This window comes from Thioalkalivibrio sp. ALJ4 (assembly GCF_000377225.1).
Lineage (GTDB): Bacteria > Pseudomonadota > Gammaproteobacteria > Ectothiorhodospirales > Ectothiorhodospiraceae > Thioalkalivibrio.
Genome location: NZ_KB897919.1, coordinates 153,007 through 173,812, shown reverse-complemented (window position 1 = coordinate 173,812; position 20,806 = coordinate 153,007). Strand labels below are relative to the sequence as shown.

The window sequence follows — 20,806 nt, the reverse complement described above, 5'->3', positions numbered from 1 at the left end:
AGGGCCGCCGGGCTTGGCGCCCGGCGCCCGCGAGACCCGTGATCGGGCTCGCGAAAATTGCCGCGCGGATTATGGCACAGGCGGCACTTCCATGCCGCGCCGACCATAGAAATCGGCGACGAACGCCTGAAGCGTGCCCGCCGCAATCGACTCGCGCAGGCCGCGCATCAGGTCCTGGTAGTAATGCAGGTTGTGGGTCGTCGCCAGGCGCGACCCGAGAATCTCGTTACATTTGTCGAGATGTTTCAGGTAAGCCCTTGAATAATTGCGGCAGGTGTAACAACCACACTCCGGATCGATCGGGCCCGTGTCGTCACGGAAGCGCGCATTACGGATACGCAGGACCCCTTCCCGGGTGTACAGAAATCCATTGCGTGCGTTGCGGGTAGGCATCACGCAGTCGAACATGTCCACGCCGCGGCGCACGGCTTCCACTATGTCCTCGGGCCGCCCCACGCCCATCAGGTAGCGCGGGCGGTCCTCCGGCAGTAGCGGCAGGGTCACATCCAGCGTGGCGAGCCGCTCATCTTCCGGCTCGCCCACCGACAGCCCGCCGATCGCATAGCCGTCAAAGCCAATCTCGCGCAGACCGGCGGCTGATTCCCGACGCAGCGCCGGGTACATGCCACCCTGCACAATACCGAACAGTGCCGCCGGATTGTCACCATGCGCCTCGCGCGATCGCGCCGCCCAGCGCAGCGACAGCTCCATCGACTTGCGCGCCTCGTCCTCGGTGGCCGGATAGGGCGTGCACTCGTCGAAGATCATCACGATGTCCGACCCCAGCTCGCGCTGGACCCGGATGGACGACTCCGGCGTCATCAGCACTTTCGAACCGTCCACGGGCGACTGGAAACGCACGCCCGCCTCGCTGATCTTGCGCATCTCGGCCAGCGAGAAAACCTGGAATCCACCGGAGTCGGTCAGGATCGGTCCTTCCCAGTGCATGAAGTCATGCAAGTCACCATGTGCCCGGATCACTTCGGTACCCGGCCGCAGCATCAGGTGGAAGGTGTTGCCCAGGATGATCTGTGCCCCCAGCTCGCGCAGCTCCTCCGGGGTCATAGCCTTTACGGTCCCGTAGGTCCCCACCGGCATAAAGGCCGGCGTCTCGACTTCACCACGCGGAAACCGCAGTCGGCCTCGGCGTGCCGCGCCATCCTGCCCCAGGTGTTCAAACTCCATCGTGTTCCTCCCGGACGCTCGGCGGCAGATCCGCAGGATCGCCCGGCGCCAACCACATGGCATCCCCGTAACTAAAAAAGCGATAGCGATTCGCGACCGCATGGGCATAGGCGTCCAGGATCCGCCGATATCCTGCAAAGGCGGCTACCAGCATCAGCAGCGTGCTCTGCGGCAGGTGGAAGTTCGTCACCATCCGGTCCACGACGCGAAAACGATATCCGGGCTGGATGAACAGTCGTGTTTCACCCTGAAAGGGCTTAAGCCCGCCCTCCGCCGCGGCCGTCTCGAGCGACCGTACACAGGTCGTGCCCACAGCCACCACGCGCCCGCCACGCGCTTTGCAGGCCGCCACGGCGGCACAGGCCTCCGGCCCCACCTCCAGCCACTCGGCGTGCATCTCGTGGCGCGAGGTATCGTCCACCTTCACCGGCTGAAAAGTCCCCGCCCCGACATGCAGCGTCACCGTGGCCGTCTCGACCCCCTGCGCGCGCAGCCGGTCCAGCAGTGCATCGTCAAAATGGAGCCCAGCCGTCGGCGCCGCCACCGCGCCCTCCTTGCGGGCGAACACGGTCTGGTAGCGATCGGCATCGCTGCCCTCGTCCGCCCGCTCGATGTACGGCGGCAGCGGGATATGACCATGCTGCTTCAGCAGTGCGAGCATGTCGGCGCCGTCCACCAGACGCAGCCGGAAAAACGGCCCCTGACGATCCGTCACCTCCACCGTAAAGGCATCCGCCAGGTGGAGGCAGGTGCCGGGCTTCGGTGCCCGACTGGCCCGCACCATCGCCAGCACCTGGGTCGGTGACTCGATCCGTTCCACGAGGACCTCGACCTGCCCACCGCTCGCCTTCTGCCCGAAGACCCGCGCCGGGATCACGCGCGTGTCATTCAGCACCAACAGATCGCCCGGCCGCAGCAGTGACTCAATCGCGCCAAACGCGGCATCTTCCGCCCGTTGGTCTTCCAGCACGAGCAGGCGCGAGCTGGCTCGCTCGGGCAGCGGATACTGGGCGATCAGCTCCTGCGGGAGCTCGTAGTCGAAATCGGAAACACGCATGGCGCGCGATGCTACCACGCACCGGCGCCCTGAATGCGGATCAAGCGAAGGCGCAATCTCCCTTGTCACACCCTGCTCGTGCGCTACACTAGCGCCTCGAAAGCCGGGATGGCGGAACTGGTAGACGCGCCGGATTCAAAATCCGGTTCTGGCAACAGAGTGCGAGTTCGATTCTCGCTCCCGGCACCACCTCTTTATCTCGGGCCCTCCGCCAGGCTCGAAACCGCGCACCTGGCCGGTGTAGCTCAGTTGGTAGAGCATCTGATTTGTAATCAGAGGGTCGCAGGTTCGACTCCTGTCGCCGGCTCCATTTTTTCAAGTACTTATAGCTTGGTCGTCACTCCCTATTTTTCCGCGTGTGCCACATCTGTGACAGTTCGGCATCCGTTCACACGAAGGAAGAGGAGAAAGGCCATGCAAAACACATCACCCAACCATCCCCATACCGCCCCGACACAGGCCGGGGTATCTGCACCGGATCCTGACTGGCACCGGGAAGTCTCGAAGCGCATCCAGCGCTTGCAGACCATCGAACGATTCTGTGGGCACATCGCGGAGGGTGGCGTCGACGATGACCAGTGTCTGTACTGGTGGGCCGAAAACGAGATTCGGGCCGGGCGGAAGTTCCTGGAAAACCTCTATCGCGAGTACGCGGAGCGGGGGAAAGGCAGCCCCGTTAAGGAGGAGGTGCTGAAGGAACTGGACAAGCGCACCCTTCGCCTTAAGACGATCAGCGAGGCGGCAAGCCTACTGGTGGACTCCAACGAAGCACCGCCAGCCGTTTGGTTCTGGATCTGTAAAGAAACAACCGCCGCAGATGAACTGGTGGGACGTTTGTGGGAAGCGTGCCGCCGGGCGTCAGGCTTGAAGCCGGTCGGCTAGCCAGCTCAATCGGTGTTCACTTGATAGGGGCCGAGCCAGAACATGGGCCGGCCCTTTCTCATTCGGCCTGGTTTTTCCGGGCGATTGCCTCGTGGATTCGCTGGGTCAGCGAAGATGCCGATTCGGCGACCATCACCGTCTCTCCACCACCGACAAAGAAGACCTCGGAGCGTTCGGGCGACGTTGAATCTCCCGACCATTGGCGAATCCCGGCCACGCGATCCGCTCGAAGAAAGACCGAATCCTGTCCGTACTGGTAACGCGTTTCAATGAACATGGTCTTGCCCTCGGTCATTAGATAAAGGGGCTGCCGTAGCTCCAAACGCCCCCCGGCGTCGGGCCGGCATTGGCAGCAGCGAGAGCGGGCGGGCTACTCGCGTCCGGTGCGGCCTTTCGTATCGCTCGGCCCGCCCATGCCAAGGCGACCGACCCCGGAGCCTGCAGGGCCACTTCCGCAGGCTCCAGGGGAGAGCGACTTACTCAAGCGTCAGCTTTGCAAACGCCTTGGGGTGTCGCAGCGCGATGTCGCAGGAGTACAAGACCCGCACCCGCACTGAGCCCTTATCGAAGTCGTGGTAAGGATCAACCATCAATTCCATGATCCCCCACTCCCCGAAGAGCACTTGCGAGAAGTCCCCGAACAGCACGGTATCCGCCGGCATGTTCTTGGTGGCGAACGCACCGTATCCGTTGACCATTCCCATTCCAGCGGACTGGTTGGTCCAGATCATCGTGCCGGTGTCTGTGCCGATGTCTGTCGACTTCAGCGTGCCGCGCAGCCCTGGGGTAACCGCGTACACACTACGCGGCGAATCCGCGTTGTGGTCGGAGACCAGCGTTTCCAGATTCACTAGGTCAGCATAGGCCGGGTCACCCGAGTAGGTATCGGAATTGATACCGGAGGTGTTCAGGATGCCGGTCGGTTCGTTGGAGCTACCCGCGCCGTTCAGGGCAGCGCGGTCGATTTCGACCGCCAGGGTGTCAGCCAGATCACTGCGCAGAAGGCCCTCGATCTCGGGCGAGCTCTGCAACAGCATGCGCCGGGAGAACGACGCGAGGCCACCCACGGTGCGCGGGCTCAGGCTGATCGAGTCCAGGCCGGGGCCGGAATCCGGCAGCGCATCGGCGCCATCCCCATCAATCCATGCCGCTGTGCTGGCACTGGTCTTGATTGGGATCTGAACGTTGCCCTGCAGGCCACTCATCGGCTGCATGCCGACCTGGAACGCCATCGAATTGTTCCGCAGCACGTCGATGAACGATCCGCCCATGTGGTCAGTGCCTACCAGGTCGGAGCCGGTTGCGGCCGCCGTCAGCAGGTTGCGGGCAGCGTATCCCCGGACTTGCTGTAGTTGAACCTCGAGCGGCACCAGCAAGCCGGTGGTCTCGCGGCGATGTTCCTGGACAAGTGCCCGATGGGCCTCGAGCTCAATGCCTCCCTTTTGGGCCTCTTTGGGATCCATCAGCATGCGGATCGCGCGGGCCAGAGAGTATTCCTCCATCTCAGAATTGGATAGTCCCAGGCCGCCGCCTGCAGGAGCCATCGAATCGAATGGCTGCAGAGCGGGATCAGGGCCACGGCTCGACATATTCTCGAGCAATGCCTGCCGCAGCCATTCCTTGTCGCGCCCTTCACGGATAGCTTGTTCGGCCAAAGCGATACCACCGTGATCGGAGTAGGCATGTCCCAGCGCCTTCAGGTCGAAGCTACGCTGGCTTTCCGCTTCTTGGGCAGCCTTCAGGTTGCGCCGCTCAGAACGGGTCATATGCGTGTCTTGGTTCGTCATGGTTTGATCCTCATTCGGGTAGGTTCGGAAAAAGCCGGCGTTCGGGTCCGCAGGGACGGACACAGCGGAACACTCGAAAGGCTCCCAACGCGTTACGCGCATGGTCTCCCCTTCGTCTCGGGCTTCGTGGATGCGGTAGCCGATGGACACGGACCGGAGGATCCCGGCGCGAATGTCCTGGAATACCTCGGCGGCTCGGTTGCTCGTTCCAAGGCGGAGGATGCCCCGGAGCTTGTCGCCGTCCAGGCGCAAGCGTTCAACAACCCCGATGTTCAGGCGGCCCGTGTCGTGGGATTCAATGAAGGGCAGCGGAGAGCGGTTCAGGTCAACCGCACCGGGGGAGTGATCCAGGACTTCCAGGAAAGGGCCTCGGTCCACAGGGTGTTCGGTGGACAGCACCACGGGCACCGTCTTTTCGTCTTCCGACGCTTCGGCAGGTGCCAGAGTCGCTTCCCGTGTTCGTGTCTGCATGTTCCGGTTCTCCATCGACCGGAACGCAAAAGCCCCGGCCGGAACGTTGAAAGCAGCAAACCCATTGGGCTTGCGCGATCACCTTCCAGACCGGGGCTCGGTCCTCGTCCGAAGTTGCTTTCCTAGGCTCAAGCCAAGCGCGAAGCTATTGGAACTCGGTCGCCAGGGGATCAACCCCGAAACGTGGTATTGAGTGAAACTATCCCCGATCCGAAATAAGAAGTCAATGGCTAATCGAGTCGATCAGTTCCGAGGTGCGCCCCTTCAAGAGCTCGCACGCCATATCAGAGGCGATGTCGACGAAGGCTTCCTTGCTCGCTGGGTGGAACAGCATCCAACGTTGATCGGCATGGCCCAGTTGGAGCACACCACCCGTCTGCGTTTCGGCGTTGTAGACCACCAACAGCTCTCCACCGACGATCCCGGTATTAGCGGGGTCGCGCAGCACTTCCTTCGTGATTCCCGGCGGGATCGGGATATTCAAGTCATCCGTCATTGGCTTGCGCCTCCATCGTCGTTGTTCATGCGTCCAGGAGCGGCAACCCCGCCCCCTTTTTCTTCAACCTGACGGGAATCACCGATAGCCAGCTCACCAGGAGCCTGAAGCCCACAGACCGCGTCGAGCGCATCCATATACAGGTCATCCAAGGCGGTCCGAGCTGCTTCCCGGTCACCGAGAGCTGCCAGGGTTTCAAGCCGATCAGCCACGTTTGCGATGAAGCGGTCACCAGCGGCCTCGAGCATGGCAACGTCCGCCGCAGCTTCCGCAGCGCGGACCTCGGCGTCATCGGCGCGGGCCGTAGCCTCCTGCAGTTGGGTACGCAGGCCGGCCATGTCATCCATGACGGGTTTGAGCAGCGCCGCGCGCAGCCGACCTGGGCTGCTCTGTTGCAGTACGCGCTCGGTCGCCTTCACTGGGTCGAGTCGCCCGGATGGGTCTACCAGGACCTTGCCCTCCTGGACCCACCTGGACACGGTCTGCCGGGAGACCCCAAGCATCCGGGCGAAATCGGCCGGGCGCACCCGCACCCCCATATCGGGCTCGGGCAAAAGTGACGATCCTGTGTTTTGGCCGGCAGCCGGGGCCTCAGAGTGCTCGTTTGTCACCGCGTCACCTCATCCGTTGCCTTACTTTCAACCACGCTACCTAAGCGAAATCTGCGCCTCTCCGCACCCGCACGCAGTGCGGCCAGCAAGGACCCAATCCGGATTGCCTTCCGTATCGAAGCCCTTTTATTCAATGCTTTGCACTCCCTTTCGGGAATAGGACATAGGTTCATAAGGAACAGGAGGGCACGGGAGGTAGTGCAGGAGATGCAGGAGATGCAGGAGATGTGCACCACCAACGCGCGAAAAACGCAGTGCGGTGCGTAATATAAATAGGAGCCAGGAACAAACCCTGCATCTCCTGCATCTCCTGCATGTCGCGCGGTAGTCATGCCCCGACCTCGCGTACCTGCCAACGGCCCGTATTGGTCCTGTCGGTACCGGCACGCTCGAGCCGCAAGCCCGACTCGATCCGATCGACGTAACGCCGCAGCGCAAAGCCCAGCGTGCGGCCGTCCAGCTTCGGGCCTCGGCCAGTCGTGCACACGGCTGTTACAGCATCGGCCAAGTCAGGCGCATCATCAGCGGTGGTGCCGTCCATGCGCGGGTAGGTCTCGGTTGCCGCCCGAATCACCTCGGCCGCTGTCTGCGGCTCAGAGCCGAAATGCGCATGCCAGGCCTTCAGCAGCGCGCGGTGGTCTTGACGGTCGGGGTCATCCGCACGCAGTGCTTCACTTGGCTCAAGGGGATCGGGAAGGCCTAGCCAGACCAGCGGGCGACGGACCAGAAGGTCCCACTCACCGAAAGAGTTGTAGGGGGCAAGCCCGACTTCAGGTTGCCCATCTGCCAGGTACGCACGCGGGATAGCGGTGAGGTGCATCAGTAGTTCATCACGATGGCGGCGAACGTGCTCAAGGATGTCCCGCCGGAACGCCCGACGTTCGGGCCGCTCTACTCCCGTAGAAAGGCGGGTGAGGACTGTCCTGCGGGTCATGTCGCCCCGCACCACGGCGTTGTTCCCGGTCGCGTACAGCGCAACCCGTGCGGGAACTTGGAACATGGTCGATGCCCCCAGCGCGCGCACCGTCATGACGGGCTGCGTCGTGGCCTGGCATAAAGACTCGCCGGCCAATGGCCGTTCTAGGTTGTCTGCGCTGGCCAGAGGGTCCCCCGCCAGCAATACTCCGTGCAGTCGCTTTTCTTGTTCAGCGGCATCGGCGGGCCAGGATATGACCGGCATGGGGCGGCCGGTTGCGAGAATGGCGGCAACATCCCACACGGTCGACTTGCCCGCCCCGGGCGCCTCGGCAGTCGCAAGATGTAGGGGGCATGCCGGGATCGCTGGGGCCGCCACGGGCGTCATGATGCCGGCTATCGCTGCGGCTCGGTCTGCATCGGAAGCGAACGGGAACTCGGCCAGGAGATCGGTCAGGACCTCGAGCGCCCTTTCCGCGTCCGCGCGATCATCCCCACCGATACGGTATCCGCCGCGTGGGGCGCGGGCCACATAGATACCCGTATGTCGGTCATATCCACCCTGGTGGATGACGCGCCCGGACGACAACACCACCGGGCACTCGGTCAACGCGGTGACCTCGGGAACGTAGCGATATTCTCCCCGCTCACGGAATCCTTGGGCATGGGAGGTGGGGCAGTCGATGGGCTTGTAGTGCTGGGCGCGCTGGTCCCACTTCTCCCAGGCGGCCGCTCGAGTCAGTCGGTCCTTAGTTGCGGCGGTGGTCAGGAGCAGCGTGGCGGGTGCGGTCTGCCGTGTTTCAAGGCCAAGACGTCGATCAGTATCGGTTACCGCGATCAGCGCCGACCCCTTCCGGAAGATAATCGGACTCTGCATCTGCCCGAGAACCCGGTCCACCTGGTCGAGAATCTCGTGCATCTGCCCATCTTGGACTCTGATCGCCGGGCGCGTGCTATGCTTATGCCTGAGCACATCCCCATGCTCATCCCCCTCGCCCCGCGCCGCCCCCCCGGCCGGGGCGTTTCTTTTGGCGGCGCTCATTCCGAGAGTTCCGCGACGGGTGCCTGAACATTGCGCGCCAGCCACGCATCCACGTCAGCGCGCCGGTAGATCACCCGGCGTCCGGCTTTGACCCAAGGGGGACCCTTCCGCATGTTTCGCCATCGGATCAGGGTTCGAGGGGAGAGGTGCAGGTATTCTGCTGCCTGTTCAGGCGTAAGGTTAGGGTTGTCCGTCATTGCTATGGCTCCCAGTGGCTACGGAGCCAGATTGCAGGTCGGACGCACCTGCATTAAGGGGACACAGTTCGGCCCTTTAGGACGGCCTTGTGTCCCCCTGTCGCTGTGCAACCCGGTGCGAAATGATGCCCCGGCATCGCCGGATCGCTTTTTGTACCTGGGCATCGGATCGTATGAGGTTGGCGTGGCCGGCGTCCTCTACCACCACGCGCAATACATGGGGAAACAAGGCGGTTTCGCTCGCGCTCGCAGGACGTCCGGTCGTGCACTCGAACGCAGCTCCGAGTTCAGTCACCAGACCCGTCAACGCAGCACGCGGCCGGCGTGGTTTCCTCGCCTCTCCTGATACGCGCTGTGCGGCATCCGCGACCTGGTGGGCAAGGTTTGCCATCCGAGAGAGATCCAGCATCTTGGCGTCCATCAGAAACCTTTCCTGCTGGACTAAGTTCGCGACTTCTAATGGGAGATCATCCAACGTTCGAGCGAATGCGCGTGCATGCTCAACGAGAGTACCTGCATGCTTGGGCACAGGAACTTCGGGGGTGGCTTCGGCGGCCCTCCAACTTTCGACTGCGGTTTCCGCCGCGTCGGCGAACCGCTCCACCACGGTCTCGGACTCACACGCCATAATCGCGGAGAGCCGTTTCCTTGTGCTGGCCGGGAGCCGGCACGGTCCCAACCAGACTACCGATGGTCTAGGCATGTCGGTATCCGGAGTGGATATGCACAATTTCCGCTGGATTTTCGTGTCCCACGATCCCCAACAAGCGCCGCTCCCAGGCTTCTGCAGCGGCTCGCGTCTCGGGCTCGAATCTGTGCAAATCGTAGGTTGCCGCAATGCCCTTGCGGGTGTGCCCGATCAGGATTTCCGCCACTAACTCTGAAACCCCGCAGGCGCTTAGGCCGGTGCGCATCGTTCGACGGAGGTCGTGAGGGGTCCAGTGGCCCCAGGTTTCCGCATCACGATTACCAAATGCGTCGACATGCCGCCGGACCGCCTTCGCGAGAGCCCCCGACTCCGGGGACTGTCCGGGCCGCGCCTCGAAAACCAGATCCCCTGGCCTCGCCTTCCGCCGGCGGCTTAGGCGCTTCGCCTCATCTGCAGCCGCGTCCAGAATCCCCCGCGCCGTCTCGGATAGCGGTACACGGTGCTCGCTGTCAGTCTTGCGGCGGCGTTCCGCCGGAATCGTCCAGGTCTCCCCGTTGATCTCACTCCAACGCATACCCGCGACTTCGCCGGGCCGCTGGCCCGTGACCAGTACCAATTTCAGCGCCAGCGCAGTAAGCCGGTGTATGCCCGAATCCTCTACGTTCAACCAAAACGCGCGAATCTCGTCATAGTCCAGCACGCGGGCGCGCGCCTTTGGGGTCATGCGCTTGTTGATGGACTGCGGCTTGATCGTGGCCACCGGATTCGCCTCAACAAACTCCTGATCCTCGCACCAGGCGAAAACCTGCTTGATGTATCCCAGCAGGAGCGCAGCTTGGCGAGGGTGCTTCTCGGCCACGCCCTCAACCAGTTCGATCACGTCGCGCCGGCGGACCTCCTGGATCTTGGTATGGCGTAGGGCGTGGACAAAGTAGCGCTCGAGCGTCGAACGGATCTCATGCCCACGGACTCGCCTGTCTGCCCTGCCCTTGCAGTACTCGCCCACCACGTCAGCGACCGTTGGCGCTACTCGCCGGCGGCGCCGTTCCTCGGCAATATCCTGGCCGTTGTCGATCTGCGTCCGGTATTTCGTCGCCTGCGATCGCGCCGCAGCCAGTGACCAGGTGGGCCATTGACCGATCGTCACCATGCGGTTGCGACCATCTCGCGCGTAACGCAGCACGAATGCACGGTTGCCTTGAGGGGTCACGCGCACGCCGAAACCACGGGGCGCGTCTTTGTGGTAATCGAAGGTTACGCGGGCATTCTTGGCGGGAGCCGGCAGGTCTCCAACGTAGACGTGCCCGGCATCCTGGCGTTTCTTATCCGGCTTCTTGTCCGACAGCTTCGGATTCTTGTTCTCGGATGTCACACCGAACCCCTTGTGCCAGTTGTGTGACAGTATGGGTTGGTATATGGTGTCAGTCAATGTCAGTTGCCGTCACCTCGAAGGAAGACCGTAAATAACTGATGGACCTGACATTAAATGCCGGATTCCGCGCTGCATCGCGGCTGGCACAAGGGTTTCGGTGTGACGGTTGGAGCCGATTTGTAATCAGAGGGTCGCAGGTTCGACTCCTGTCGCCGGCTCCATTTTTTCTGAACGATTATTGGTTCGCCCCAAAAAGTGAGGATGGCACACAGCAATGCTTTCACCGCTGTGAGTCAATGGCTCCGCCCCCATCACCGCCAAGGCGATCCGCCATGCTGCATGCACATCCAAGGACAAGCAGACAGCGCGAACCTCACCACTGGACCACCATCGGCAGCCGCCAATCTTGCTCCGAGGGCTTCGGGATACTTTCCTGATCCGGCGCGTTGCCCGCTTACTCGATCTCGACTAGAGTGGAGATCGTCGTTTGGTTAGGCACCCCTGCCCGCCCATCCGACATGCACGCCCCGGCCCCCCTGCCGGGGCGTGCACTTTTTCACCGCTCTCGGTGGTACTCATTCCTTGTCAAACTAAGGTGGGACAGTTTACCAACTCGACGTTTCGCCTTTCGCGTAACAGGGGATCACTATACGGAGTGAGTAAGTATCTCCACCTACTACCTAGAGGGGTATATGGAATGCCTATTTTCGCTGGCAGGTTAGGCGACAGTTGACCCAAAGTTGGCCACACCCGGCAAGCGCAGCTCAGGCATTCTGACGCAGTTGGTGAGTCCCAGCTGCCCTGTCCTCACTATGATCGTAAGCTCCCAAAACTTCACATTCAGAATGAAGCGCAGAGCCACGCCTCGCCCCGGTTGGACTGCCACCAGCGCCCTCGAGGTGTAAACGACCCGACGGTTTCAAGCCAGTACCTCGCTGTGTTTGGCAAAGCCCCTAAAAGACTATGGCAACCTCCGAGCGCGAGCGAAATGCACGTTGCTCAACACCCGCGATAAGAGGGCCAGCCATGTTGGAGAGACTGGCCCTAATGAGGGAGCACGCTCGTGCTCGGCCTTATCGGAAAATACTCTCGTGCGTCGCCTGCAGCATCTCCGGCGTATCAGGCGGACAGACTGTATCGGGATCAATAGCCACTTCATCTCTGCCCAAACCCAACTCGTCAGGTTCGGGGACATCAGAGCGGGTGATTCCCAGATAATCCAGCAGATCGCCCATCCCGTTCAGTGCGCGCGCCTTGGCAAGCTCCAGGTCATGCTTGGCATTGGTGAGGGCTCGGCTCGCTTCGAAGTATTCATTTTCCGTGTCCAAGAGGTCCAGCAAACTGCGCTCCCCAATCTGGAACTGTTGGCGATAAGCAGTTCGCACGCGATCCGACGAATCCCGGTGCTGACGCAAGAAACGCAGCTGACTGTCGAGCGAGCGAATGTCATTGTAAGCGACTGTCATGTTTTGACGTACATTGCGACAGACTGCCTCCTGATCCTCCCTTGAAGAATTGAAATCCTCGGTTGCGCGCCGCAGACGAGCTTGGTCGCTACCGCCCCGATATAGATTCCAACTCAAAACAAATTGCGCCACAGTGTCATGGACCCATACGTCTTGCCGCTCTAGGACATCGTTCTCGTAGGCGTGGCGAAGGCGGAAATCGAGACGAGGGTGGAGCGAGGAGCGAGCCACCCTCCGCTGCAACTGTGCAGCCTCCATACTTCTATTGGCCGCGAACATCGCGGGACTCGAGGTGATCGCCTCGGCAACTGCTTCCTGCGGGGTTTCCGGAAGGGGTTGCCCTGAAAACACCCCGACCAGATCAACCGTCTCATCTGCTGGAGCACGGCCAACCACGCGATAGTAACGGGCAGTAACGTCGTGCAGATTTTGCTGCTCAGTGAGAAGATTAGATTCGGCAAGAGCAAGCCGCCCGGAAGCCTGCTCAAGGTCCGAGCCCCGCCCGACGCCGCGTTCGGCGCGCTCGAGAATCTGGTCATAGACATCTTTGTGGGCATCGTAATTTTCCTGTGCCAAGCTCACCAACGCTCGCTGGCGCTGCACGTCGGCGAATGCCCGGACGGCTTCAAGTGCAGTGTCTTCGGTCTCCTCGCGCAATTCGAAATAGCGAACTCGCTCAACCTCGCCCAGCCGGTTTACGTCGCTGGAAACGCCGAATCCGTCGTACAGCATTTGCGTCAGCGTAATGTCAATCCCGCGCGGATGACTAGTCCGATCAGGAATATTCCTGTCGTCGTAGCGCTGGCGTTGATATCCAGCTCGCGCGTTCAGGTCGATCTCGGGCAAAAACCCGCCTCTAGCCTCTCGCTGATCTTCACCAGCGGACCGAAACGCATGCCAGCGCGACTGCACATCAGGGTTGGAAAGTACCGCTTCCATCGCGGCGTCGCGCAGTGGCTCCGGGGCCTCGGCCTGAGCGGATCCACCCACAACCATCGCCACGGCCGCCGTCAGGGCCAGCAAACCGCCCTTGCCGACCACGGGCTTAATTCCGTTCATCATTTTTGTCCTCCCATGAAACTTGCTCGCCCAGTCTTTCTGTCACCGAGCCGGCGCATTTCGCTAACCGGACGAAGCGCTTACTTACGCCTCACACCCAGGAACGATAGGCCTAAGCCCATGCCCGCGCAATCATTTTTGAATCGGCTCACATAACGGAGAACAAACGCCTGATAAAGCACGAAACGGCGCATAGCATTACGCTTGGAATTTATGTTTCTGGCTTTCCATGCAGGCGTAGCCCATCATTCGGGGAGTAGGGTTTTTCTCATCCACCGGAGGGCGCGCCGACGTGTCTGGCATCTGGCCCCGCAGTCCGTCCCGATTGATTCGGCGCGCAAGCCTTGTGCTCGCGCTCGCCATCGGGGCGTGGCTGCTGGGCCCCAGCCATGCGGGCCTCGACAGCTTCGTGCAGCTCGAGCAGGTTGCGGCCGATCGCTATGGACCGGAAACGGCGGAGCGTGTGCGGCGCTGGCGGGAACTCCTGGAGGATCTCGCCGATGAAGACGAGCAGACTCAGATCACAAGGGTGAACGAGTTTTTCAATCGCCAGTTGCGCTACCAGGATGATCAGGTCACCTGGGGACAGGAGGACTTCTGGGCCACGCCCCTGGAGGCCCTCGACAAGGGCGCCGGGGACTGCGAGGACTACTCCATCGCCAAATACGTCAGCCTGCGCAAGCTGGGCATCCCCGACGAACGTCTGCGCCTCTTTTATGTGCGTGCCCGCCTTGGCGGGCCTGGAAGCAACCTGAGCCAGGCCCATATGGTCCTGGGCTACTTTACCGACCCGAGCGACGAACCGAAGGTGCTGGACAATCTGGTCACCCGAATCGAAGCCGCATCCCAGCGCGACGACCTGACGCCGATCTTCTCGTTCAACAGCGAGGGGCTCTGGCCCGACGGACAGGCACAGTCTGCCGCCGACCCCACCGCCCGCCTGTCACGCTGGCGCCGCGTACTGGAACAGATGGATGAATACGGTCTTGATCTCGACCAACCCATTAACTGACCCCGGAATGAGGGCGCAGCCATGACGCTGAGAAAACAACTCTGGATCGCCGTCGCCATCATCATGCTGCTGGCGCTGCTGGTCAGCATCGTGGTGAGCACCCTGTCGGCCCGCAACTACCTGGCGCAACAGCTACTGACCAAGAACATCGACAACGCCGCATCCCTAGCCCTTTCACTCTCCCAGATGCCGAAGGACGACACCACCGTCGAGTTGCAGATCGCCTCGCAGTTCGACACGGGTCACTACCGGCACATTCGCCTGGTGGACCCCACCGGCGAGCTCATGATCGAGCGGCGCAACCCCGAACCGCCCCAGGGGGTGCCCGACTGGTTCGTGGAGCGTCTCGCCTTCAACGTGCGCCCCGGCGTCGCCCACGTGTCAGATGGCTGGTCTTCATTCGGCACCCTGATCGTCGAGAGTCAGACCAATTACGCCTACGAGGCCCTGTGGGACGGCACGCTCCGGCTCACCGCCATATTCGCCGGCGGCTTGCTGATCATCGGGCTGATTGGATCGTTCCTGCTTGGCCGGCTGATTCGACCGCTGAATCAAGTGGTGGAACAGGCCGAGGCGGTCGGCGAGAGGCGGTTCATCACCACCCCCGAGCCCCGCACCTGGGAATTCCGGGCGCTGGTACGAGCCATGAACCGGCTCACCGAGCACGTACGCATGATGCTGCAGGAAGAATCCACACGTCTGGAGCGCCTCAAGAATCGTCTGCAACACGATGATGTCACGGGACTTTTGAATCGAGACTCTTTCCTGGCGCGCTTTCAGGCGACACTCGACAACCGCCATGGCGGTTCCGGCGGCTCACTTGTCGTGCTCCGCGTCTCCGACCTTGCGGAACTCAACCAGACGATCGGACACGACCGTCTCGACCAACTGCTGGCCCGCATTGCGGGAGTGGCCGAGCAACAGGTGAGCCTGACGGATTACGGCGCGGCCGGTCGCCTCAAGGGTTCGGATATCGCCGTGTTCGGCGACGGCATCGGCGACAGCCGTCGTTTTGCGGAATCCCTGCTGACGGCGGTCCGGGCCGAACTCGGCGATCAGGCACCGGAGGGCCTGGCCCTGCACTTGGCGGGAACTCCCTTCCACCCCGAGGACACGCCAGGCGAAGCCCTGAGCCGCGTTGACCAGGCGCTGGCCCGCGCCGAACTGGAACCCGGCGACTCCATCGCCGAGGAGCCACATGCCGTCTTGCCCCATGCCAATCAAAACGAATGGCGCACCGCCATAACAGAGGCCCTGGCCAACCATGGCGTACAGCTGGCGCGCTTCCCGGTAATCGATGCAGACCGCGAACTGATGCATCACGAGGCCCCGATGCGCCTGATGCTCGATGGCGAGTCCCGTCCGGCCGGCTATTTCATGCCCTGGGCGGTGCGACTGGACCTGATTCGGGAGCTGGACGACGCCGTGCTGGAAACCGCACTCGAGCAAATGCGCAGCTCCAGCGGCGAGCGGCTCGCGATTAACCTGTCAGTGGACAGCCTGCGGGACACCGCTTTCCGGCAACGTCTGGAATCCCGCGTGCAGCCGGAACCCGAACTGGCCGGGCGCCTGTGGCTCGAATTCCCGGCGCGTGGCGCGCTGGCCCATCCCGCCGAACTGCGCGATCTGTGTCGCATCGCCCGTGTCGCGGGTTTCGTCGTCGGCCTGGAACACGCAGGCCCCGAGGCCTTCCGCTCGCACGACCTCACCGCCTTCGGTCTGCACTACGTGAAGCTGCAGGCCTCCCTCGTCCAGGGTGCCCACCGCTCTACGGAGACTCAGGCCCTGATCCGCGGACTCTGCACCCTGGCCCACTCCATCGGCATCCAGGTGATCGCCGAAGGCTGCGACAGCGCGGACGACATCGAGCCCCTGATGGACCTCGGCATCGACGGTGCAACGGGTCGCGCCGTTCAATCACCCGGTACCTGAACTAAGCCACCTGTAACGCTCTACAATTGGCAAGGACAGCAGGATTGACATACGTGACTGACGCCTCGGCTCCTAGGTTGTTCAAAGATAACCGACTAGCGAGCCGTTGATGAACGACCCGAACGGCGATGTGGGGACAGCTCCTCTAGGAACTATACCGAAGGTCCAGGCAATCGAGCGTGCGCCGGATCGCACAGGCAGCATGCTGTACGTTGTCGACCCGTACCACAGGATCCAGGGGTGTTGTGCGCACCCCGCCGGCCAGAAACCGTGCGTCGGGAAGCTTCAGCAAGTCACTGGAGCCGTACTGGCCCTGCATCAGGAATCGCATCCCCAGCAACAACGACGTCTGGTAGCGCTGCATGCGCTCGCGATCGGCAAGCTTCCGGGCAACCCCGCACCCCTCGGCGACGGCCTCCAGGAACACAGCCGCCGCGCAGTAATTCGAGCGGGCGCTGAACCCGCCCACCCGGTCGAACCAAGGCTGCGACGGCTGCAATTGCCGAGCGGTGACCTCGTCGCAGACCTCCAGCACGAACTCGCCTGCCGCCCGGTCGCCGGTCGCCTCGAACAGCGCCGCATAGGGCTTGGACATCCAGGCCGCCATATTGATGCGCTTTTCGTGGCGCCGGAACAGATCCCGGTAATAGGGCAGGACCCGTTGCACCGGTTCCAGCAGCGAATCGTCACCAGTCCGCGCATGCAGCGCCATCAGCCCGGTCATCGCCTCTCCGGGATAGTACAGCTGCTTGCCTTCGAATCCGCTGTGCTTGTCGGGGTGCGACATCGGATAGAAGAACCCACCCTCGCGGTCTTCCATCGAAAGGATGTAGCGCGCCAGTTCCTCGCGCACCCCCGGCAGAAAGCCTTCGTCGTTGATCGCGCTCAGGGTCGCGAGCATGAACCCGGCCGCTCCGATACCGGCCTTGCGCTCGGTGATCAGATACCCGATCCCGGCGTCCGCGTCCCTTTGATAGAAACGCCCCGCCAGGTGTTCCAGCGAACGGCGCGCGGCCCGCTCCTGACGAGGCTCGCGGAGATAGCGCGCGGTGTCCGCGAGCACCCAGGTGGCTGCCAGACGCCGCAGCACCGCCACCGTGCTGTTGGAAAAGCGGCGTTCGGGCACCTGGGGGTCGTACTCGTAGGTCATGCGCCCGTTGCGGGTCACATGGTTGGCAAGGTAGTCGCCGGCAAGGCGCAATGAACGCTCCAGATTCTGGCGGGTGACGTCGCTTTGCCGAACCACCGGAGCCGCCCGGAACATCTCCTGCATGCGCGGTGGCTCGAACCGGTGCGAGAACACCTCGCGGAAGTGCAGCGTGTCATAGCGGCTGATCCGGACCTCGGGATCCTGCCACCCGGCGCGCCCGATCCCGGCCTTGCGCGCCAGCCGACCCAGGGTCGCCTTCAAGGTGTAGCCGTGATTGACCGGCACATTGGCCTTGAAAAAGGCGCGAGCCGGGCGGCCTTGGGGTTGATCCTTCTCCATGCCGATCGCATGGACCCCGAGTTCGATCCCCTCGCCCAGCGCCTTTGCATCCGTATGCAGCACCCGCTCCGGCGCCAGCAGGATATTCAGGTCGACCCAGACCGCGCCGAGTTCGGAGCGCTTCAGACGCTCGCCGTGGCGCTCATCGCGTATGGTGCGGCGCGTGGCATCCAGCGCGGATTGCAGCACCGACTCGGACTGGCTCGCACAGCAGCCACGCAGCGTCTGACCGTTGTACAGGGACACGAACACACGGGCCCCTCCGGCCTTCAGGCTCGCGGGCACATCCTCGAAATCGCTCGCATGCGTCCGGCGGCCACTGAAGTGATTCTCGAGCGCCAGCCGGCAGGCCCGCAGCAGAAACGCCTTGTCACTGGCCCCCAGAGGCAGCGCGTCGTGCGCCAGGCACGCCTCGATACGTGCATCCATCAGCGCGGCGAGCCCCGCCGCGTCGGCGGGCAGGACTTCGCGCTGGGCCATTCCCCTGGGGCCAATCGAGATCACCTTTGCCATTCGAATGTCGCTCCTGTTCGTCTATGGGACCGACCCGGCGCGAGCCGGACGGTCGGTACTGGGCATCGCAGCAGGCCTATCCGCCGCCCCGCCAGGGGCAGGAGCGGCGGCCATGATTTCCTGCAGCAGTTCGTGCAGGCCGCGGCGGGGTGGCGAGCGCTGCTCTGGCGTACGCTCGAACTGATGCACGATCACCACCCGGTAGGCCGGGATCATCAGCAGCGCCTGCCGGCCCGACCCTCGGGCCGACCAGGAGCCCGGCCCCATGTCGGTCAAATACTGGCGCTCGCCCGTCGCCACCCACCACATGTACCCGTAGCCGATCCCCGAACGTACCGGTGACCAGGGCGTGGTACTCTCCTCGATCCATGCCTCCGGGATCAGGCGTTCGCCGTCCCATACCCCCCGGTTCAGGTAGAGCCAGCCAAAACGTGCCAGATCGCGGGCCGTCATTCGCAGCGGATAGGCCGGATGTTCCGAAGTCTCCGCATATACATAGCGTCCATCACCGGCCCGGAAATCCTGCATGCCCAGCGGCTTCGCCAGTCGCTTTTCCAGGGCCTCGAACAGCCCCTTTCCGACCGCCTGCCCCAGGATCGCGCCAAGGGCATTGAAGTCCCAGTTGTTGTAGTACCAGTGCTCCCCCGGGGCGTATTCCTCGCGCTCCGGGCGCCGCTCGCGCATGCCCTGGGTCTCGTAGGCCGACTCGATGTAGATACCGGAGCGCGACATCAGCAGATCACGGACGGTGGCCTGGCGTTCCTGCGGGGTCAGCGGCGTCTCGGCATCGTCGAACCCGATCGCCTCCAGCGAGCGATGGATATCGATCCGGTCGGCACCGACATAGACCCCATACAGCCCCGACAGCAGACTCTTGCGAATCGAGTACACGTCCAGCCGACGGTCCGGCTCGCCCCATTCGGCCACGACACGGCCATCCTGCACCACCAGCACGGCTGCCGCCCCGATCTCCTCGGCCTTCTCGCGTGCCCGATCCAGCCGCTGCACCGACCACCCCAGTGCTGCCGGCTCGGCCGGCTCCCAGGATTCCCCGGGAAAGACCGTGTCGCCCCACGCCGGCGCCGCCGCGCACAGTACCAGAAGCGTGAGCCCGATCCGCCACCCGACCGTCCTGTGCATCCGGCGACCGTTCATCATCCCGATACCCGACCCGCCCCACACCGGACCGCCCCAACGCTCGGTGCCAGCACCGAAAGCCCCGGTGGCTGCCGGCCCCGCTGGCGTAGCCACGCCCGGGTCATCCCGACGGCCCCCGGATCCGGACGGCTACAGGATGCCGTCATCGTCATCCGACATCAGGTTGAGCTGGCGTGCCGATGCGCGCAGGTCCTTGCGGCTGCTCAGCTTGCGCTGGGCCGCCTCCGGCAGGTCCGTAAACCGGATCACGCCTTTCTCCGTGAGCAGCTCCACCAGGTCCTCGAAGACCCGCACCAGGTCAAGGTCCGAGGCCTCCAGCGAACGCTCCGGGTCCGACAGATCCTGTTCCAGGAAATCCCGCAGTTCCGCCGCGTCGAATTCGACCCACTCCGTACACTCAACGCTGGCGTCCCGACATATCATGGCGATGTTTCCCGCCTCGTCGCGCTTGACGTACATCCCTGCCTCCCGCTCGGCGTGCTGACTCTTCGAGTGTAACCAAGAAAAGGGCCCCGCCAACCCTTGTGCTGACGGGGCCCGAATTGCCGGCTGGAATCACCGGCAAGCAACGCCGGGCTTACTGGTCGATGTTCAACTGACCGTTGTCGATCAGCGACTGGATGAATTCGGACGAATCCATGCCGCCCATATCAACACCCTCCAGCGTCACCATCTGGTCGGCATTGCCCTGATCACCATCCAGGTCACCGGTGGAAGACACATACAGCACGGTGTCACCTCCATCCTCGACCGCCATGATGTACTGGTCAATCGTCTCCTCATTCTCGTCGTGGAGCAGATCGGCCAGATCCAGCTTGTCGGCCTCCGGGTTACCGCCGAACTCGCCCAGGGTGAAGCCCTGGATGGTGTACTCGGAGGGCTCGCCCGGATCCCCGGCATCCCCCGCATCCCAGCTGAAGACGTCGGCGCCCTCGTCGCTGATCAGCGGGTTGTCGATCATGCCGTCGTCATCGTCGGATTCGACATCCATCGTCTGAAATCCCATCGCGTTGGGCCCACCCGGACCACCAGCATGCGGGGGCGGACCACCACCCTGATCATCGTCATCCCCGATGTCGTCATCCCCGGTGTCGTCATCCCCGGTGTCGTCATCCCCGGTGTCGTCGGGGGTCCAACGACCTTCTTTCGGTCCCGAATCAACGACCTGGCCGCCAGGATTCTTCGGCCAGTCGAAGGTGCCTTCAACGTCGTTGAAGTACTCCAGATCCTCTTGGCCGCCCTTGACGTAAGCGGCCACCCACTCACCGTCGCTCCTATCATCAGCGAACTGCCGCACGAAGTCCTCGTCATCAATCCGGCTGTCAGTGTTGAATTCCTTGCCTTCCTCGTACTTCACCACCGTGCCGTCAGCGTAGCCGATCGCGATGTACGAGATGCCCGGGTAACTCCCGTCATCATCATCCGCGTCGTCGTCATCATCGACCGGGGTGTCGTCGTCATCATCCGCGTCATCGTCATCATCGACCGGAGTGTCGTCGTCATCATCCGCGTC

General features: G+C 62.9%; 17 protein-coding genes and 2 tRNA genes. 5 read left to right on the top strand and 14 right to left on the bottom strand.

Annotated features, from left to right (window positions below; genetic code table 11):
• Positions 1–69: 69 nt before the first annotated feature.
• Both tgt and queA read right to left on the bottom strand, forming a co-directional pair.
• Positions 70–1,185 (bottom strand): tRNA guanosine(34) transglycosylase Tgt, encoded by a 1,116-nt coding sequence (gene tgt / locus C936_RS0110310; RefSeq protein ID WP_018174381.1) that lies wholly within the window; start codon positions 1,183–1,185, stop codon positions 70–72.
• Complete coding sequence (gene queA, locus C936_RS0110305; RefSeq protein WP_018174382.1) at positions 1,175–2,242, bottom strand: tRNA preQ1(34) S-adenosylmethionine ribosyltransferase-isomerase QueA; 1,068 nt, start codon at positions 2,240–2,242, stop codon at positions 1,175–1,177. Before queA ends, tgt begins: the two co-directional genes overlap by 11 nt.
• A 102-nt stretch (positions 2,243–2,344) precedes the next feature.
• Here queA and C936_RS0110300 point away from each other — a divergent pair.
• The 3 genes from C936_RS0110300 (at position 2,345) to C936_RS0110290 (ending at position 3,124) form a co-directional block, all read left to right on the top strand.
• Positions 2,345–2,431 (top strand) — tRNA-Leu (locus tag C936_RS0110300).
• Positions 2,432–2,476: 45 nt separating this feature from the next.
• A tRNA-Thr gene (locus C936_RS0110295) sits at positions 2,477–2,552 on the top strand.
• Positions 2,553–2,656: 104 nt separating this feature from the next.
• Complete coding sequence (locus tag C936_RS0110290) at positions 2,657–3,124, top strand: hypothetical protein (protein ID WP_018649493.1); 468 nt, start codon at positions 2,657–2,659, stop codon at positions 3,122–3,124.
• A 58-nt stretch (positions 3,125–3,182) separates the two neighbouring features.
• On the opposite strand, the gene C936_RS0110285 is transcribed toward C936_RS0110290, so the two are convergent.
• The 8 genes from C936_RS0110285 to C936_RS0110250 form a co-directional block, all read right to left on the bottom strand.
• The gene (locus C936_RS0110285; protein ID WP_231363218.1) at positions 3,183–3,401 is read right to left on the bottom strand and encodes a hypothetical protein; all 219 of its coding nucleotides are present in this window, start codon (positions 3,399–3,401) and stop codon (positions 3,183–3,185) included.
• A gap of 199 nt (positions 3,402–3,600) precedes the next feature.
• Positions 3,601–5,382, bottom strand: a complete 1,782-nt coding sequence (locus C936_RS0110280; protein WP_018649491.1) for a phage major capsid protein — start codon at positions 5,380–5,382, stop codon at positions 3,601–3,603.
• 223 nt (positions 5,383–5,605) lie between these two features.
• The gene (locus tag C936_RS0110275; protein ID WP_018649490.1) at positions 5,606–5,878 is read right to left on the bottom strand and encodes a hypothetical protein; all 273 of its coding nucleotides are present in this window, start codon (positions 5,876–5,878) and stop codon (positions 5,606–5,608) included.
• Complete coding sequence (locus C936_RS0110270; RefSeq protein WP_231363217.1) at positions 5,875–6,432, bottom strand: hypothetical protein; 558 nt, start codon at positions 6,430–6,432, stop codon at positions 5,875–5,877. The genes C936_RS0110275 and C936_RS0110270 overlap by 4 nt, the downstream gene beginning before the upstream one ends.
• Positions 6,433–6,817: 385 nt before the next feature.
• Positions 6,818–8,323 (bottom strand): hypothetical protein, encoded by a 1,506-nt coding sequence (locus tag C936_RS0110265; RefSeq protein ID WP_231363216.1) that lies wholly within the window; start codon positions 8,321–8,323, stop codon positions 6,818–6,820.
• A 119-nt stretch (positions 8,324–8,442) separates the two neighbouring features.
• A complete protein-coding gene (locus C936_RS14685) occupies positions 8,443–8,643 on the bottom strand; it encodes a helix-turn-helix domain-containing protein (RefSeq protein ID WP_018649487.1) in 201 nt (66 codons plus the stop codon).
• A 695-nt stretch (positions 8,644–9,338) separates the two neighbouring features.
• On the bottom strand, positions 9,339–10,664 hold the full coding sequence (locus tag C936_RS0110255; protein ID WP_018649485.1) for a site-specific integrase: 1,326 nt from the start codon (positions 10,662–10,664) through the stop codon (positions 9,339–9,341).
• Positions 10,665–11,737: 1,073 nt separating this feature from the next.
• Positions 11,738–13,126, bottom strand: a complete 1,389-nt coding sequence (locus tag C936_RS0110250; RefSeq protein WP_026278832.1) for a TolC family outer membrane protein — start codon at positions 13,124–13,126, stop codon at positions 11,738–11,740.
• Positions 13,127–13,535: 409 nt separating this feature from the next.
• Here C936_RS0110250 and C936_RS0110245 point away from each other — a divergent pair, with 409 nt between their 5' ends.
• Together C936_RS0110245 and C936_RS0110240 are read left to right on the top strand one after the other, a co-directional pair.
• Entirely contained in the window at positions 13,536–14,201 is a 666-nt protein-coding gene (locus C936_RS0110245) for a transglutaminase-like cysteine peptidase (RefSeq protein ID WP_018174384.1), read from the top strand.
• 21 nt (positions 14,202–14,222) lie between these two features.
• Positions 14,223–16,133: a LapD/MoxY N-terminal periplasmic domain-containing protein gene (locus tag C936_RS0110240; RefSeq protein WP_018174385.1), complete on the top strand. Its 1,911-nt coding sequence runs from the start codon at positions 14,223–14,225 to the stop codon at positions 16,131–16,133.
• Positions 16,134–16,278: 145 nt separating this feature from the next.
• Here the strand turns inward: C936_RS0110240 and C936_RS0110235 are convergent, their stop codons facing one another.
• The 4 genes from C936_RS0110235 to C936_RS14420 form a co-directional block, all read right to left on the bottom strand.
• A complete protein-coding gene (locus tag C936_RS0110235; RefSeq protein WP_018649484.1) occupies positions 16,279–18,135 on the bottom strand; it encodes an AMMECR1 domain-containing protein in 1,857 nt (618 codons plus the stop codon).
• 21 nt (positions 18,136–18,156) lie between these two features.
• Complete coding sequence (locus C936_RS0110230) at positions 18,157–19,275, bottom strand: serine hydrolase (protein WP_018649483.1); 1,119 nt, start codon at positions 19,273–19,275, stop codon at positions 18,157–18,159.
• Positions 19,276–19,422: 147 nt separating this feature from the next.
• Positions 19,423–19,752, bottom strand: coding sequence for a hypothetical protein (locus C936_RS0110225; protein ID WP_018174388.1), 330 nt, complete (start codon positions 19,750–19,752; stop codon positions 19,423–19,425).
• Between the two features lie 118 nt (positions 19,753–19,870).
• Positions 19,871–20,806: type I secretion C-terminal target domain-containing protein (locus C936_RS14420; protein ID WP_026278831.1), on the bottom strand; the 936-nt coding region annotated here is incomplete at its 5' end.

Excerpts from the sequence above, each read along its gene's own strand:
- tgt (WP_018174381.1), bottom strand. The coding sequence starts at position 1,185 with ATGGAGTTTGAACACCTGGGGCAGGATGGCGCGGCACGCCGAGGCCGA.
- queA (WP_018174382.1), bottom strand. The coding sequence starts at position 2,242 with ATGCGTGTTTCCGATTTCGACTACGAGCTCCCGCAGGAGCTGATCGCC.
- C936_RS0110290 (WP_018649493.1), top strand. The coding sequence starts at position 2,657 with ATGCAAAACACATCACCCAACCATCCCCATACCGCCCCGACACAGGCC.
- C936_RS0110285 (WP_231363218.1), bottom strand. The coding sequence starts at position 3,401 with ATGTTCATTGAAACGCGTTACCAGTACGGACAGGATTCGGTCTTTCTT.
- C936_RS0110280 (WP_018649491.1), bottom strand. The coding sequence starts at position 5,382 with ATGCAGACACGAACACGGGAAGCGACTCTGGCACCTGCCGAAGCGTCG.
- C936_RS0110275 (WP_018649490.1), bottom strand. The coding sequence starts at position 5,878 with ATGACGGATGACTTGAATATCCCGATCCCGCCGGGAATCACGAAGGAA.
- C936_RS0110265 (WP_231363216.1), bottom strand. The coding sequence starts at position 8,323 with ATGCACGAGATTCTCGACCAGGTGGACCGGGTTCTCGGGCAGATGCAG.
- C936_RS14685 (WP_018649487.1), bottom strand. The coding sequence starts at position 8,643 with ATGACGGACAACCCTAACCTTACGCCTGAACAGGCAGCAGAATACCTG.
- C936_RS0110250 (WP_026278832.1), bottom strand. The coding sequence starts at position 13,126 with ATGGTTGTGGGTGGATCCGCTCAGGCCGAGGCCCCGGAGCCACTGCGC.
- C936_RS0110240 (WP_018174385.1), top strand. The coding sequence starts at position 14,223 with ATGACGCTGAGAAAACAACTCTGGATCGCCGTCGCCATCATCATGCTG.
- C936_RS0110235 (WP_018649484.1), bottom strand. The coding sequence starts at position 18,135 with ATGGCAAAGGTGATCTCGATTGGCCCCAGGGGAATGGCCCAGCGCGAA.
- C936_RS0110230 (WP_018649483.1), bottom strand. The coding sequence starts at position 19,275 with ATGCACAGGACGGTCGGGTGGCGGATCGGGCTCACGCTTCTGGTACTG.
- C936_RS0110225 (WP_018174388.1), bottom strand. The coding sequence starts at position 19,752 with ATGTACGTCAAGCGCGACGAGGCGGGAAACATCGCCATGATATGTCGG.